The sequence below is a fragment of the uncultured Maribacter sp. genome, from assembly GCF_963975365.1.
Lineage (GTDB): Bacteria > Bacteroidota > Bacteroidia > Flavobacteriales > Flavobacteriaceae > Maribacter.
Genome location: NZ_CAXBGF010000010.1, coordinates 129,263 through 144,911, shown reverse-complemented (window position 1 = coordinate 144,911; position 15,649 = coordinate 129,263). Strand labels below are relative to the sequence as shown.

Annotated in this window: 16 protein-coding genes; 11 read left to right on the top strand and 5 right to left on the bottom strand. The window is 33.3% G+C overall.

Annotated features, from left to right (window positions below):
- Positions 1-92: 92 nt before the first annotated feature.
- Positions 93-965, top strand: coding sequence for a DUF808 domain-containing protein (locus AACZ49_RS12570; protein WP_339655389.1), 873 nt, complete (start codon positions 93-95; stop codon positions 963-965).
- 836 nt (positions 966-1,801) lie between these two features.
- Here AACZ49_RS12570 and AACZ49_RS12565 read toward each other — a convergent pair.
- Positions 1,802-2,272 (bottom strand): hypothetical protein, encoded by a 471-nt coding sequence (locus AACZ49_RS12565; RefSeq protein WP_339655386.1) that lies wholly within the window; start codon positions 2,270-2,272, stop codon positions 1,802-1,804.
- Between the two features lie 24 nt (positions 2,273-2,296).
- Positions 2,297-2,821 (bottom strand): nucleoside hydrolase-like domain-containing protein, encoded by a 525-nt coding sequence (locus AACZ49_RS12560; protein ID WP_339655383.1) that lies wholly within the window; start codon positions 2,819-2,821, stop codon positions 2,297-2,299.
- Between AACZ49_RS12560 and AACZ49_RS12555 the strand changes: the two genes are divergently transcribed.
- Positions 2,808-3,086, top strand: a complete 279-nt coding sequence (locus tag AACZ49_RS12555; protein WP_339655380.1) for a hypothetical protein — start codon at positions 2,808-2,810, stop codon at positions 3,084-3,086. The two genes, AACZ49_RS12560 and AACZ49_RS12555, sit on opposite strands and share 14 nt — an antisense overlap.
- Positions 3,087-3,233: 147 nt before the next feature.
- Here the strand turns inward: AACZ49_RS12555 and AACZ49_RS12550 are convergent, their stop codons facing one another.
- The gene (locus tag AACZ49_RS12550; protein ID WP_339655377.1) at positions 3,234-3,803 is read right to left on the bottom strand and encodes a hypothetical protein; all 570 of its coding nucleotides are present in this window, start codon (positions 3,801-3,803) and stop codon (positions 3,234-3,236) included.
- 564 nt (positions 3,804-4,367) lie between these two features.
- Between AACZ49_RS12550 and AACZ49_RS12545 the strand changes: the two genes are divergently transcribed.
- The 6 genes from AACZ49_RS12545 to AACZ49_RS12520 all read left to right on the top strand — a co-directional run bounded on the left by AACZ49_RS12545 (position 4,368) and on the right by AACZ49_RS12520 (position 11,633).
- Positions 4,368-4,523, top strand: a complete 156-nt coding sequence (locus AACZ49_RS12545) for a hypothetical protein (RefSeq protein ID WP_339655375.1) — start codon at positions 4,368-4,370, stop codon at positions 4,521-4,523.
- An 84-nt stretch (positions 4,524-4,607) separates the two neighbouring features.
- Positions 4,608-6,551 carry a hypothetical protein gene (locus AACZ49_RS12540; protein ID WP_339655373.1) on the top strand — a complete coding sequence of 648 codons (1,944 nt, stop codon included), beginning with the start codon at positions 4,608-4,610 and terminating at the stop codon, positions 6,549-6,551.
- A gap of 11 nt (positions 6,552-6,562) precedes the next feature.
- Positions 6,563-7,228, top strand: a complete 666-nt coding sequence (locus AACZ49_RS12535; RefSeq protein ID WP_339655370.1) for a DNA-binding response regulator — start codon at positions 6,563-6,565, stop codon at positions 7,226-7,228.
- 402 nt (positions 7,229-7,630) lie between these two features.
- Entirely contained in the window at positions 7,631-8,722 is a 1,092-nt protein-coding gene (locus AACZ49_RS12530; RefSeq protein WP_339655442.1) for a Fic family protein, read from the top strand.
- 488 nt (positions 8,723-9,210) lie between these two features.
- Positions 9,211-10,419: a site-specific integrase gene (locus AACZ49_RS12525; RefSeq protein ID WP_339655367.1), complete on the top strand. Its 1,209-nt coding sequence runs from the start codon at positions 9,211-9,213 to the stop codon at positions 10,417-10,419.
- A gap of 200 nt (positions 10,420-10,619) precedes the next feature.
- The gene (locus AACZ49_RS12520) at positions 10,620-11,633 is read left to right on the top strand and encodes a hypothetical protein (protein WP_339655365.1); all 1,014 of its coding nucleotides are present in this window, start codon (positions 10,620-10,622) and stop codon (positions 11,631-11,633) included.
- A 3-nt stretch (positions 11,634-11,636) separates the two neighbouring features.
- On the opposite strand, the gene AACZ49_RS12515 is transcribed toward AACZ49_RS12520, so the two are convergent.
- Complete coding sequence (locus AACZ49_RS12515) at positions 11,637-12,719, bottom strand: hypothetical protein (RefSeq protein ID WP_339655362.1); 1,083 nt, start codon at positions 12,717-12,719, stop codon at positions 11,637-11,639.
- Between the two features lie 46 nt (positions 12,720-12,765).
- Between AACZ49_RS12515 and AACZ49_RS12510 the strand changes: the two genes are divergently transcribed.
- Genes AACZ49_RS12510 through AACZ49_RS12500 form a run of 3 tightly spaced genes read left to right on the top strand, consistent with a single transcriptional unit; the run spans position 12,766 to position 15,184 of the window.
- Entirely contained in the window at positions 12,766-13,749 is a 984-nt protein-coding gene (locus AACZ49_RS12510; RefSeq protein WP_339655360.1) for a type IV toxin-antitoxin system AbiEi family antitoxin, read from the top strand.
- Complete coding sequence (locus tag AACZ49_RS12505; protein WP_339655357.1) at positions 13,724-14,560, top strand: hypothetical protein; 837 nt, start codon at positions 13,724-13,726, stop codon at positions 14,558-14,560. The genes AACZ49_RS12510 and AACZ49_RS12505 overlap by 26 nt, the downstream gene beginning before the upstream one ends.
- Before the next feature lie 42 nt (positions 14,561-14,602).
- Positions 14,603-15,184, top strand: coding sequence for a hypothetical protein (locus tag AACZ49_RS12500; RefSeq protein WP_339655354.1), 582 nt, complete (start codon positions 14,603-14,605; stop codon positions 15,182-15,184).
- A 170-nt stretch (positions 15,185-15,354) separates the two neighbouring features.
- Here AACZ49_RS12500 and AACZ49_RS12495 read toward each other — a convergent pair whose 3' ends face one another.
- Positions 15,355-15,513, bottom strand: a complete 159-nt coding sequence (locus AACZ49_RS12495) for a hypothetical protein (protein ID WP_339655351.1) — start codon at positions 15,511-15,513, stop codon at positions 15,355-15,357.
- Positions 15,514-15,649 lie beyond the last annotated feature (136 nt).

Genomic DNA, 15,649 nt, shown 5'->3' with positions numbered 1-15,649 from the left:
GGTCCTAAAAAATAGGTTTTGAGTTACCATTTATGTGGATTGAACTCCAAAATATGACTTGGATAAATTATTTTTGACCAAAATATAGAAATATGGCCTCAGGATTTTTTGCGATTTTAGATGATGTAGCCGCACTGTTAGACGATGTGGCGGCAATGAGTAAAATTGCAACTAAGAAAACAGCAGGTATACTTGGCGATGATTTAGCGGTAAATGCTGAGAAAGCCTCTGGTTTTGTTTCTAAACGTGAGCTACCTGTATTGTGGGCCATTACAAAAGGGTCTCTTCTCAACAAAATTATAATTCTACCAATAGCGTTTTTATTAAGTGCCTTTTTGCCTTGGGCAGTAACGGTAATTTTGGTGCTTGGCGGAGTCTATCTTGCTTTTGAAGGTGCCGAAAAAATTCACGAATTTTTTGTACCTCACGAGCATGTACATGTTATCGTTGAAATGGAAGAAATTAGCGAGGAGGAGATTTTGGAAATGGAAAAGAAAAAGGTAAAATCGGCTATAGTTACCGATTTTATTTTAAGTATAGAAATTGTTATCATTGCTTTGGGTACGGTAATAAAAGAACCTTTGGTGAATCAAATTGCTGTAGTGTCTGTTGTGGCATTATTAGCAACAGTGGGTGTTTATGGTATTGTAGCGCTTATTGTACGAATGGATGAATTTGGATTTAGATTAATTGGCCTAAACGAAGAAGAGGATAGTATCTCTGATAAAATAGGGCACTTTTTTGTTAATGCACTACCTAAAGTAATAAAAGCACTTTCGGTTATTGGAACAATTGCCTTGCTACTAGTCTCTGGAGGTATTTTTGTCCATAACATCCATTTTTTTCACCATCTTCTGCCCAATGTACCTAGTATACTTGTTGAGTTCGGTATTGGCTTGGTAGTTGGTTTTGTTGCGCTTCTTTTGTTTATGGCTTTTAAGAAGGCATTTTTTAAAACTAACTAGATTTATGTTATTTTCTTACAAAGTGATTTAATAAAACTTTAAGTGTTGTATAGTCTCTTTAGATTTTATCACTAAAAAATCTTTATAAACGCAATAATATATTCAAGAAATTAAGCACTTCTTGCGGTCTATTTGCAACTTGAACTTTTCGTGTAAACGCCCTTAATAAAAGGTATGCCAAAGGTGAGTTTTTATGAATAACAGCATAGCTCACCTTTTACCAATATTTAATATTTAAATTAATGTATTGATTAATCAAAAACGTAAGCAACAAATTGATCCTTTCTTTGAACTTAATCATTTTTATCCATCGTTTTTACCTTCTATTTATTGTATTTAGGTGGTTTTAATGATGCTGTGTTTCCAGATGTCTCTTTATTGTCTCGTGAATACCTATTTGGTTTTCCTGGTTTTTTCGATGTTATGAACATTAAGAATTACATAAAAAACTTCCTAACTTATCCCCTCTTTTAACTTTGACAATGATTCAAACTGTTTATTTTTTTAATTAGAACAAAAAAATGATCAAACTTATGGGATGGAATCGGTTTAAAATACCAACAAGGTGTTGACGAGATTGCTTGAATGATAGCCACATGGGATATAAACCACCTTATGTCTCAAAAGAACAACATAATGTGGTACGCTTGTTATTGGAAATTCAATTAGAAGAGGCCAAATGGTGGCGTAATGATTGTCTACTATATTTTTAAACGTTCTCAAAAATGGAACTACCTAATGTCGTAGAAAAACCAGCACATACACTGGAATACTAAAACCCCTTAAATTTCCTTTCGCTCTGGGTATCAACCGCAGCGGGATTAAGCCTAAAACAGTTATTTTATGGTAAAAATTACACGTTGGTAACGTGTCAAAGAAGGAAAACCGGTATCAGTACCCGCCACTATAATATGGAATTTTTCTCCTTTTTTTGCATTTACAGGAAGCAAAACAGAAGCTTTATTCTCCAAAACCGAAATAGATGCATCGCCATCGCCCGCCTCACCATACGACCATGCCTTTAATGCTACAGGATGTGCATCTGGGTCTGTTGCACTTAATGTTAAATTTACCGTACCCCCTGAAGTTGCAGTAATCCTATTTCCTTCTTCAACCCTTACATTTGGGGCGTGATTGGCTTCTTTAAAAGATTTGATGCACCAATCTGCCCTCGCTGCAAAATCTAATTGCATAGTTTTTATCCAGCGGGTTTGAGGATAACTTGTATCCATCTCTCCTGTTTCAGGGTTTAATTCTGAAGCATTTACGCCATCTTCAAATCTAAAGGGAATTTCTTCTGATTGCACAAATCGGCCACTCCACCCGCCTCTTCACGGATCATCATAATTGTCCAGACCAACGTCCACCAAATGTAAAAATGACTGACTATCACCTTCAGAAATGAAATCATACTTGGTAAAATCACCTCGTTTTGTGTTTATGATTTTTAAAATATCGCCTTCAAAGTGGTTGGGGTCCCCTTCTTGGTTTTGCCCATCCCCATAAGAATAATATTTTTCGAACAATGGACCATGATTGTTAATGATATTGGGGCCCATAAGACTTTCTTCCAAATAGGGTTGCTGACTTTTAGGTACCACTTGTTTCCAAGGATATGCAAAGCACCAGAATTGATTGGCGTTATAAAAAACCCTGATCTCTGGCCAATTTTGACCAATGTATTTTTTGTAAGTAGCATCTTGGTCCATAATGGTATAAATAATGGCCTTTTTAGATACCTTTTGTTTTATTTTGTCCCAGTCCTTAGTGCCAGAATAATCTTCCTCTATTGATTTTAAGGCACGGGCTATTGTATTGGTGCCTCCCCAAACCCCTGTAATTATGGCAAGGCCCAAGAAAGTATTATATCTGTTAAAAAATAAAAGGATTTGTCTTGGACTCACCGTTAACGAGTTTCTTATTGTTGCTGAAAGGGCAAAGAAGAAAGATTTGAAAATCGTCGAATACATTCGAAAAAAGTCAACAGTTAGAGTGATGGCTATTAAGGAAATTTCACAAGAGCGAAATGATCTAATGGAACGTTTGGTGAATAGTGGAAAAAGATTCAATACTTTAACTAAAAATGCTAGTAGTGGAATACATAGACCACAGGAATTGTGAAAGGAGATGAACGAATTTCGGGAAATACTCCGTGCTCTACAAAAGAAATAGTGTAAAATGATGATAGGTCAAAACGATTGAGCGAAATCAGGACATTCTAATGGATTATTGTAACTACACTTGATTATTATAAAGACTTTAATCTACTTATTCAGAAACAAATGAACTCTTTTTATAGATATGCTTTGGCACATACGTTTCAATAATGTGAGGGGTTATTTTTCGTAACGTTTCTCCATTCGTAGGATGTAGTCCTGGTGACGTAAAATATTCAATTTCACCTTCCTTGTTTTTGAAGTACCAAATTAACGGTTCATTCTGTTCATTAAAAAATGGGTAGCCCAGCCTAACATTAACTTGTTTCAACTTTTTCAATTTCATAATGTCCATGGGTTCAACTTTAGTTCCAAATGCTGAATATGGTCTGGTAGTACATGGAACTGCAACATATAAAGAGTCTGCCCAAGTCATACAATTTACATTTGGATTATCATTAACAACCTCTTTGTCTACAATAATGAAAATCAAGACAAGTGCCACAAATACAAGACCGAGATACATGAGAATTTTTCGATTAAAACCTTTGTCCGAGTCTTTTATAACTTCCTTTGTTTTTGATTTTCTACTGGTATTAGAAATCTTTTGTTCTAAATCTTCTTCGGTTTGATTTTTAGTAATAAAATCTGCATAATCTGTATACCCTAAATAGTTGCACAAATAGGAGAGAACTTTAGGCTTTAATTCTTCTATACCTTCTTTTTTGTTTAAGGCATTGGTGTAATAATCTCTTAAGGATCGCTCGCTAATGGGGTATTTGTATTCCTACAGAAGATAATCTGAAATATGTTGGGCTCTATGTGTTTTCTTACTAGAACCTATTTCTTTTTCAGCTTTTTCAAAAGCTAGAATTATTATTTCGATAGACATAGTACTTGTAGATAACGTTCATAAAACTAACATTTCTATGGAACTTTTATGGAAATTCTTTTCCGGAAATTCTTTTCCAGCCTTTCTCCAAACACTTCTTTTTACTTGCCATTACTTTGTCCTCGAGGATGATTCCACTATGCATTGCTAACATAGTACTTCTAGAAAATCATGCTTACGGAAATGTAAAATGCGGCTAGTTATTGGCCAAATGGAAAGTAGTCTAGGACTGCCGCATTTGATTTCCACTTTCCACAAACACGGAGTACTTCAAACTCTTTAAGGAGTTGGTGAAAATGAATTTGGGAAAAACCCAGACAGCCACTCCTATTTCCAATTTTTAAAATAGTAATTATGAAAAAAGTAATGATAGCTGTAATGGCAATGGTTTTTAATATGTTCTTATTTTCCTGTTCAGATGACTCTTTTGCAGAAATGGATAGTCTTTATGATGTTCAAGCTACGGAAGGGGATGATGGTAATACACCTCTGCCTCCACCAGACAACTAGTGGGTCCATTAATATTTTGTATTTAATTAAGTTATACCTTTAGGTATAGCTTTTTTTTTAGATAGTTTTAAAAAAATATTCCTTTTGAAAATCTTCTATTTTGTTCTGTTTATTACGTTGTTGGAATCTTGTGATATAAGCACAGAAAAAAATGTCATAGCCTATAGCACATCAAGGGACAGTGTTTTGTTTTATTATAATATCTCCAAAGACAAAAGTATTTCTTTAGAACAGCGTCAAAAAGCTATTAACAAATCATTGATATATGTAAGTGAGAGTGATAAGGACACCATTTACAGCGAAGTTCTTTATCAAAAAAACTCAATTTATTTTTCTTTAAAAGAGTACGATAGTCTTCTAAGTTTCAATAAACTGCTTTTAAAAACTGCCAATGGAAATAACGCTGAATTTATTTTAGGAAAGCAATATTATTTGATGGGCTATTATTATAGTGAAGTTGCCCAAATGGCCGATAGCGCATTCATTAATTACAATAATTCTAAGAATTATTTTGAGAAAATAATGGATAGTACCCGTATAGGAAGAAATCTTTTGAATATAGGTACTATTCAAAAAGATCAAAACGATTTTTTTGGAAGTAAAGAAACCTTAACTGAAGCTTTACCCTTCATTACAAAAAAAGAGGATAGTTTATTAATTGCTGCCCTTTATAATACGCTAGTTACAGACCATAGAAAACTATTAAACTTTAAGGAAGCAGAAGCTTATTATATAAAAGCAATAGAAGCAACAAATAATCCAAACTATAGTTTGGTTTACAAAAATAATCTTGCGGCAACTTATATAGATAATAAGGATTACATCAAAGGAATTTCATTATTCAAATCAATTCTAATTGATTCTAATCTTATCAAAGATCAAAACGAATATGCACGTGTTCTTGATAACTTGACTTATGCACAATGGCTCTCAGGGGATAAGATAATAGAAAAAGAGTTTCAAAAATCTTTGGAAATCAGAAAACAAAACTACGATAAACGAGGACAAATAGCCAGTTATACACATTTAGGTGAATACAACAGTGCAACCAACCCTAAAAGGTCTATAAGTTATTTTGATTCTGTCATTCAATTATCTAGAAAGTTAAAAATACCTAGGGCGGAGGCTGATGCGCTTAGGTTTTTAATGAAGGTTGAGCCTAAAAATTTATATATTAGGGATAGGTATGTTTTTTTACAGGACAGCTTGTATCAACAGGAGTTGAAGGTAAAGACCCAATTTGCCAAATATAAATATGATGACAAAGTAACGCAGGAAGAAAACTTGCGTTTGGAAAAAGAAAATACCGAAAAGGAATTGGAAGCAAGTCGAGAACGAACTCAAAAAATTTTATACCTAGGAGGTTTTCTCTTTATTACTACCGTTCTTGGGCTTTCTCTCTTTGGTTTTAGACAACGTACCAAACGATTAAGGCAAAAAGGTAAGGCTGAAAAGCTAGAAGCTATTCAAGAAACCGAAGCGGAACTATCCCGAAAGTTACATGATGACCATGGTGGTAAATTAAATCAGCTAATGTCACTAATACAGCTAAATGCGGACAAAGAAGTAATTTTAGATAAAACAGAAGAACTTTATAATCATACTCGGGACTTTTCTAGAACCTTAAATTTGGTAGATACAGGTCCAGATTTTTGGAAGATTCTCAAAGCTACCTTAGAATTTGCGAAACCGGCAGAGGTCGAAATGATGTTTAATGGAGGTAAAGAATTGGATTGGTCAATGGTAAGTAATCAATCAAAAACCATTCTTTTTAAAGTATTGCAAGAACTGATTATCAATATGGCAAGGCATAGTAAGGCACAACAAACCGTAATTATCTTTAAAGAACATAACAAAATACTCAATGTGTACTACGAAGATGATGGGGTGGGTGCATCAAAAGAAGCCCTGTTCAGAAAAAATGGACTTCAGAATACAGAAAAGCGTATTCAAGCCATAGGCGGAAGCATTATTTTTGATTCAGAAGAAGGGAAAGGGTTTCGGGCAGAAATCCATATTCCCAAGTAATTAAGTACATCATGTTTAAAAAAATACTATTGGCTGAAGATTTTCAAGGAGAAAACTACGGCATTGTTGTAACCCTAAAAGAAAAATTAGCCATTGAAGAATTGCAAAACGAATTGTATTGCGATAAGGCTTTTATGCGTTTAAAAGTAGCCCTAAAGAATAATGATGCCTACGAGTTATTGATAACCGATTTGTTTTTTGAACAAGATCATGTAGACCGAAATCTGACTTCTGGTTTTGAACTAATTAGAGCTGCACGAACCTTGCAGCCTAGTTTAAAGATTATTGTGCACTCTATGGAAAACAATCCCATACAAATCAATACGCTTTTTATGGAGCAAAAAATTAATGGTTATGTATGCAAGGGTCGTAATGGTATGGTGGAGTTGGTCAATGCCATTAACGAAGTGTACCACAATAGAACCTATGTGTCCCCGCAGCTAAATTTGAATATTCCCCACAATGTGGTAGAATTAGATGATTTTGATCGTGCCATATTAAAAGAACTCGCTAACGGCCTCACAAAAAAAGAGGTTTCTGAAAAATTTAAAAAAGAGAAGATTACCCCTAATAGTGAAAGCACCATAGATAAAAGAATAAACAGGCTTTATGATGAGTATGAGGCCAAGAATACTACAAATTTGCTCTTTAAGCTTGCGAAGGAGGGTAGAATTTAACTCCTAACGTTTCTTATAAACTTCATAAAAGTTAAATAGCAACAGCCTGTGCACCTCCATATCCTGAAACCACTTCTTGTATGACTACAATGTCTACATCTCTCACAACCTCTGCAATTTGTTCCAATTCATCATTGCTTTTGGTCTTTCCAAAATCTTGAATGTTCCATGAGACAATGGTGATTTCATCCTGTTGTGAAAAATTCGGACTGAAATTAACAGGATGAATAAGAGTAGTATTTTCTGAAACATAATTTTGCGTTCAATGAAATGCAAAGCTATTGAAAGTTAAGGTTACAGGTTTATGTAAATCTGTAATCAATACTTGAATGAGCCAAATAACCTACCTAATCAACTCATAAAACAAGCATATTTGAGCCGAATAAATGATATAATCGGTTCATAAAATACAATTGGCAGCAAAAAGACTGGTCTCATTTTCAGTATGAAACTGAGGATGTTGAAGATTTACTCTATGATTTTGCAAAGCGTACGGGGCGCATTAGTGGAGTATTGGATGGTTTTTCTGAATCCGAACAAACAGAAGCCATGATAAACTTAATGGTTTCTGAAGCTATAAAGACCTCGGAGATAGAAGGGGAGTATCTGAGCCGTAAAGACGTCATGTCCTCTATAAGAAGGAATTTTGGATTAAATCCTGAACTACCTGCATCTAAAGATAAAAGAGTTGAAGGAATAACCGATTTAATGCTGGCAATCCGTAAACACTTTACGACTCCTCTTACAGAAAAGATGCTTTTTGATTGGCATACCATGCTTATGAAGGGTAGCAAAGGAATAGAAATAGGCCAATGGCGTTCGCATGAAGAACCCAAGCAAATCGTTTCTGGGGCAATAGGCCGAGAAATTGTTCATTTTCAAGCTCCACCTTCAAATACAGTTCCTTCAGAAATGAACGGATACATAACATGGTTTAATCAATCTCGGGACTTGATTCATAAACCTATCATACGGTCTGCTATCGCACACCTGTATTTTGAATCTATCCACCCTTTTGAGGATGGTAATGGTAGAATAGGAAGGGCTATTGCTGAAAAAGCGCTTTCTCAAAGCATTGACCGCCCAGTTTTGTTCAGCCTTTCTAAGTCTATTGAGAGTAATAAAAACAATTACTATACGGCTTTAAAAGCAGCGCAACGTTCCAATGAAATTACGGAGTGGATAAAATACTTCGTGGAAACTGTCCTGGACGCACAAATTGATGCAGAGAAAGAGATTGAATTTACTTTAAAGAAAACGAAGTTTTTTGACCAACATAAAAATGAACTTAATGAACGTCAACAAAAAGTGGTTCGTAGAATGCTGGAAGAAGGTTATCAAGGTTTTGAAGGAGGTATGAACGCTCGAAAATATATTTCAATTACTAGCACTTCTAAAGCAACCGCCACAAGAGATTTACAGGAATTAGTTCAAAAAGGGATATTTGAATCTATCGGTGGTGGGCGTAGTGCTAGATATAATCTGCTCGTTTAAATTACAATAAAGAATTTCATAGTTCATAAAAGGAGTCATGTCATCCTTTTTCAACTACATACATATAGTGCCACACAAATACACCTACGGAATAAACCAAGTGTTATATCCTTTTACAGTTAAAGAATAGGGGAGTGAAGAAGTACTGTAAAATGCTGCAAAGACGTAAAAAAAAAGGTCAAAAATGCAGCACGCTCGCAGCACGCTGATTAACTTTTGTTTAACATTAACATTTTTATAACGCTGATATCAATTAGTTAAAATGAAAAAAGCCTCTAAAAATAGAGGCTTTTGCGGTCTGGACGGGACTCGAACCCGCGACCCCCTGCGTGACAGGCGATTAAAATTACTTGTCATTAGGCATCATTAAGCATCATTTAGTCTAATTATCAGTTGTTTACAATTTGTAACTTTGCATTAGGCAATATTAAATATGCTTATAACATCCAATTTGTTGTACCCATGTTGTACCCATAAAACTAGAAGCTATGTCAAGTATTAAAATTGTTCTAAGAAAAAAAGGGCTTTCCGATGGCTCTTATCCTATTTGTTTGAGAATCACCAAAGATAGAAAAACGAAGTATTTCAATACTATGTTTAAAAGTACTGAAAAGGAGTGGGATGCTCCTTCAGGTTGTTTTAATAAAAAGAACACTAACTATATTCAAAACAATAGATTGCTATTGAAAATAAAAGCTAGGGCTTTAAAAGTCTATTCAGACCTAGACTTTGAAAAGGACTATTTTAACCTAGATGATTTTAGTCAACGTTTTAGGGTGGATAGTAACCCGGCAAATGATTCTGTTTTTCCATTTTGGGAAGAAATAATCTCTGAAATGAAATTAGCAGGCAGAATGGGAAATGCCACCATGTATATGGAAACTATGAAGTCAGTAAAACAATTCTGCGGATTCAAAAAAATACGATTTCAAGATATTACGAATTCCTTTTTGAATAAATATGAAGCATGGCTCCGTTCAAGAGGCGGAACAGGTGGCGGAATTAGTATTAAACAACGTACATTAAGAGCTTTATATAATAAAGCAATAGAACGCAATATTATAAAAGACATTAATCATCCATTCAAAACTTATAAAATTTCAAAACTTAAAGGTCAAGGGATTAAAAAAGCATTGGACTTTGATCAAGTTACCAAAATCATCAATTTTGATACTTCAAAATGCCCGCAATTAGCAGAGGCTAAAAATTACTTTGTTTTTAGTTTTTATACTAGGGGTATGAACTACACGGATTTGATGGTTCTGAAATGGGAAGATATTGATTCCAAATCTATATCTTATATTAGAAATAAGACCAAAGGTCGATTTGTAATTAGCATAGTTCCCCCTGTTCGTGAAATTCTTGACTATTATAGGGAGTACTCGCTACCTACAGAATATGTCTTTCCTATTTTATTAAAAGACGGACTTACCCCTAATCAGATTAATAATCGAAAAAAGAAAACCTTAGCAAAGTATAATAGAGACCTAAAAGAAATAGCTGGACTTTGCTCTATAAAAAAATCATTATCTAGTTATGTGGCAAGGCACAGCTTCGCTAATTGCCTGAAACAAAAAGGTGTCGCTACAGATATTATAGGTGAATCATTAGGTCATAAAAATATAATTATAACTCAGGTTTATTTGAAGGAATTAGGAAGTGATGTTTTAGATGAAGCCGTAGCTTTATTGCTTTAATACTTGACTTCATGTAAGTCAAAATCAGAAATGAATTGTTTTTTATCGTTTTGATAATTGAATGATTGATTTTTTGAACTCTTAATTTTTAAAAAGAAGTTATGATTTAATCTCATGTATTAATATAATTATTATATTGTAGGACTTCCCCTTATAATTTGATTCTATTTTAAAATTAGAAATCCAAAATCAACCAAATTATGAGACATCTTATATTTTTCTTGCCAGTATTCCTATTTTTTCAATCCAACCTATTATCACAGCAGGTAGGAACCGAATCTTTTTCTTATCAGGTCAAAGGGTCGCATATTTATATGTTTGAAATGAATGAAAAAGATGAAAAGATTAAAAATCCAATAAATAAAAAGTTGGCAAAACAATTTTTATTTCAAAAAGTTGGTGAATTTGATGTTGAAGATTCCTCTAATGAAGCGAAAACAACATACTATGAGATAAAACTGGTTCCTTTTAAACAAGACATTAAAATAACTGAGAAGGAGGCGATTAAATGGTGTCAAATGCGTAGAGAACCTAGTAAAGATAGGGCTTGCAGTGCTTTTATATTGTCTAAGAAAGATGGCGTTAATACGTATATTCGAAATTCTGATATAAGTACAAAATTTGAATACTTTAGCAATGAATCTAGGTCACATTTGGATAGGGTTGTTAAAAATGAGCTAGAATATATAATTGATCGGAATGATGCATTTTCATTATTCGCGATTGAATCGGGTCAATTTGATAAGCATCTTGAAAACAAAGAGTTGGTTCGGCGGTATTGGAGAAAACCACGAGTGGCATATGGACCATCCTTTTCTGTTCCATTTAAATTCCGTTCTGAAGTAAATGATGAGCCTTTAAGAATTGATCCTTCATTTCAATTAGGTGGATTTATAGGAGTAAAATGGCGAATTCATAAATATAGTCCGGTCTATATTTTGCCATTGGCAACTTTAGGAGTTACTAATATTAGTATTAATGAAAGTACTGTAAAAAGTGATGTTGATATCCCTGATGGTCAAATTTTGGCGAGAACTTTGTCTCTAGGCATAGTAACGCAAATTGATAATTTTCAAATTGGAGTTGTTCTTGGATGGGACAAACCAGGTGGTGATATTGGTAACGATTGGGTCTACTCAGACCGTCCATGGTATTCATTTCAGATTGGTTTCGATTTTTTGAATCTTAATAGTGGGGAAAAAGACAAAGAGTAAGTTTTAATTGTAAGGATTTATTAATTGTTTTTTAGAAGCTTTATTTAATGGATTTAGTTCAGACACTATTTTTCTAGCCCACATTATATAGTCTTTGATATCTGGATTTGATTGATTGCCATCTATAGCTTTCTTTTCCATTTCATTAAGATAGCGCTCCGCAAGTTCTGCCTTGCTCCAATTTTCGGCATCTGAAAACAATTGATTCACTTTGGCTTGTTCTTCTTCTTGCTGCGCTTTTATAGCTTCAAGTTTTTGTGCTTGTAATGCTTTTTTATTTTCTTCAATTGCTTGTTCGGCTCTTAAGTCATGCCAATACCGGCAATCCTTTTCTATCCATGCTATTATTTCGGGTAGGCATGCTTCAATTGTTCTTTTAGTATTGTCAATCCAATTTTTTCGGTCGAAAGAAGGACCAGTCTGAAATTCAAGCTTGTCAGACTCTTCCCAAGATTCACTGGTCCATCCTCTTTTATCAGTAGTTCTAATTCTATGTACTTTTTGTCTAAGGTTAATCTCTGTCTTTTGACCAAACATTTCTACATGCGCTCTATTGCAATAAAAAGTAATATTACAGTCCATTGCTTCAATTACCTTAATTAATGTATCCATTAAACGTAATGCCCTGGCTCTAAGTTTTGTATTTGTATGTATTGGCAATATGTCATGTTTTTGCGCTACTTCCCAGAACCTAAGTTTGTTTTTGCTTTCATCAATAATTTCTAAAAGGTTTTTTGATGATTTTACTAAAGGGTGGTATGTAGAAATTTTTCTTGGTACTTTAAAATTTAAGTCCTGTCGTTGTGCTAACTCAAAAGCTCGCTTATGATAATCGGTTCTAAATTTTCTAATGTTTAGGTCTATTAGGAGATTATCATGTTCTATCATTGGTAATGGAGTTTTGACTACTTTCTTTTTGAACCTAATTTTTGACCAATATCCTCTATCTGGTAACGGTATTTCATTTTCCTTACAAATTTCTTTTACCCTTTGTGGTTTTATCTGAAAATCATTTGCAATTGCACTTATAGATTTACTCCACACTAAATCATACAGGTCTTTTCTAGTGAATACATTTTTTTTCATTATATTTGGTTTTTCATGTTACATGAAAATTAAAAATAAATGAAAAATGATTGAACTCCAAAAGATTAAGGATCTTTTTAAAAACTTGGAATTTAAAGTGCAAATCGAAAAATTCATCGTTCAAAATGCAGAATCCGATGTTACATTTAAAGTAAATGGAGAAACTGTATTTGCAGATTTACGCAATGAAGTTCGTCCAAATCACGTACCTATATTCTTAAATAGGAGAGATAATCCTTTGTTGGTAGCTGCGGATTATATAACACCCAAATCAAAAGAAACCCTTAAGTCTAAGGGAGTTAACTATATTGATAGTTATGGAAATGTATATCTAAATCTTAAACATTTAAAAATTTATATTGAGAAGGACAATGCTAAACCCATTTACAATGCTTATTCAGATGTATTCACAAGAGCAGGAGGGCAGATACTTTTTCAATTATTACAAAACCCTGAATTAATTAATGCAAACCAAGAACATTTAGCAGATATAAGCTGTGTATCATTAGGTAGTGTAAGCAAAACGATAAAAGGACTTCAAAAAGAAGGATTCGCTGTTAAATGGAATAAAGAAAAAAAGTATCAGTTAGTAAAAAGAGAAGAATTACTTGAGAAATGGATAGCCTTAGCAAATGAAAAAATACTACCATCTCATAAGATTGGAAGTTACTCTTCAGTAGCAATAGAAGGTTTTAAAATGACACATATCAACTCGAATTCAGAAAGTTGTTGGGGAGGAGAATATGGAGCAAAACTTATCACCAATTATTTAAGTCCAGAAAAATATTCTCTTTTTACAACAGAAAGAGCAGATTTAATGAGGCTTTTTAGAATAGTTCCGGACGAGGAAGGTGAAATTAGCGTTTATAAAACATTTTGGAAACCAAAAAGTATTGCTTTTCAAACTAACAATGATAATATTCCCACAAACCCTTTATTAGTCTATGCTGAGTTAATCTATAGTGGTAACGAAAGAAATTTAGAAACAGCCAAAATAATTTTTGATGAGTATATCAAACCTAACTTATAAAGAATATTCGTTCCTCAAACATGGGGAGGTGTATCAGATTTTGGAGGAAGTCTTCACTGCTCATAATATCAAATACTATTTAATTGGTGCTAATGCAAGAGATGTTCAGCTTTATCGTGCTGGTCTAAAACCTACAAGAAATACTGCTGATATAGATTTTGCTGTTATGGTGCCGGACATAAATATATATCAATCATTATTTAATGAATTGTATAATAGAGGTTTCAAAAAGACCAATGAAATATATAGACTGGTATATGATAAAACCAATACAATACTAGATCTGTTGCCATATGGTAAAATAGAACAAAACCATACGATAAATTTTGACCAAAGAGATATGGAACTATCTGTTTTAGGTTTTAAGGAGGTTGGAGAGCAAGTAGAGAATATAAATATTAAAGAAGCCGGGTTTACTTTGCCGACTACGCCTGTAGTAGGTCTAATAATTCTTAAACTGGTCTCATGGAGTGATAAACAAGATAGAATCAAAGATTTAGAAGATATATCTTTACTGTTGAATTCGGGATGGGCATTCTATGAGGCGGAAGCCTATGAAAATCATTTAGACCTTTTTGATGATGACTTTAAAATGATAACGGCTGCCGCACGAATTATTGGTCGAAAAATGAAACCTATTCTAGCATCAAATGAAAAATTACAACAAACCATTATCAACATCTTAGATGATGCTATTCTTGAAAAGCCAAAAGCTAATATTACAGAAGTAACTCTAGCTTTGAATATGAAGAAATCATTACAAGAAGTTCAATTAATTTTGAATGAAATAAAAGTGGGAATTGAAGAATAAACTAATAGACTATAGATGAAAATAATATTTACAATACTTTTTTTGAGTTGTGTTTTGCCATGTTTGGCATTTCAAAGCCCTAGTGACTTCGATAGAGAATTAACGAATATTACTAGAGACTTAAAACAAGTTATTCTAGACGAAGATGCATGTGAAGATCTAAAAGATGAAGCAGAAGATATTGAAGAAGAGATTGAAGAGCTTTTAGATAATTCTGAAGACTATTCTCAAGGGGAAATATCTGAATTTAAGCAACTAAAAAAAATGGCTAAGGATCTTCAGGATTTCATAACCGTTGTAGCCGGTGTTGGTAATGCTTTTCCTAAGACAATAGACTTCAAACAAGTTAATGGCAAAGTTCGCATAGGTATTTATAAACTCGAAAAATATGATTTTTGTGTAGATGTTCAAATCGCAGAAATAGGTGATTATAAGGCTTATTTGGTTACAAATAATTCTGTTAATAATGTAAGACTTAAAATTAATTGGAAAACCGAAAATGGTACTAGTTCAGGAAGTTCTGAAGTTGGTATGCTTGGTAAATCTATTCGTCATATTTTAGACAATCGAGACGATTCCTTGGAAAATTTAATTATTCAAAGCATCACATGTACGGAGTTTTAACTTCCTAGTAATTATAGGTTTAAATTAATTAAAAGAAGTATTACAATTATATGAACGCAGTAGAAATAGAAGAAGCAGAATCAGAACTTGCATTAAAATATTTGAAGTGGAAGAATATTCTTTTTTTTCTCTAGCAAATATTACAACGGTAAAGCTACTTTAGTTGCTGGTTAAACAAATCGTAGCTTAGTCCAATAACCTAACTCGGGTAATGGTATGTGGTTTTCACTACATAGTCTTTTAAAGTCGATATAAGTAATTTCCTTTTCTTTACAGATTTGTTTTAGTGGTTTAGCCCATACCAATTCATATAAATCTTTACGCTTCATAATTTTATTTTTCAACTTACGGGAACCCGTAACTCTATTTCTATCAAAGTTATAATTTGCCAAATGGTTGGAGTATTGATGATTTACTTAATCGTATATTTTATGGTATTGTATTCATTATTAAATGGTTATAAAT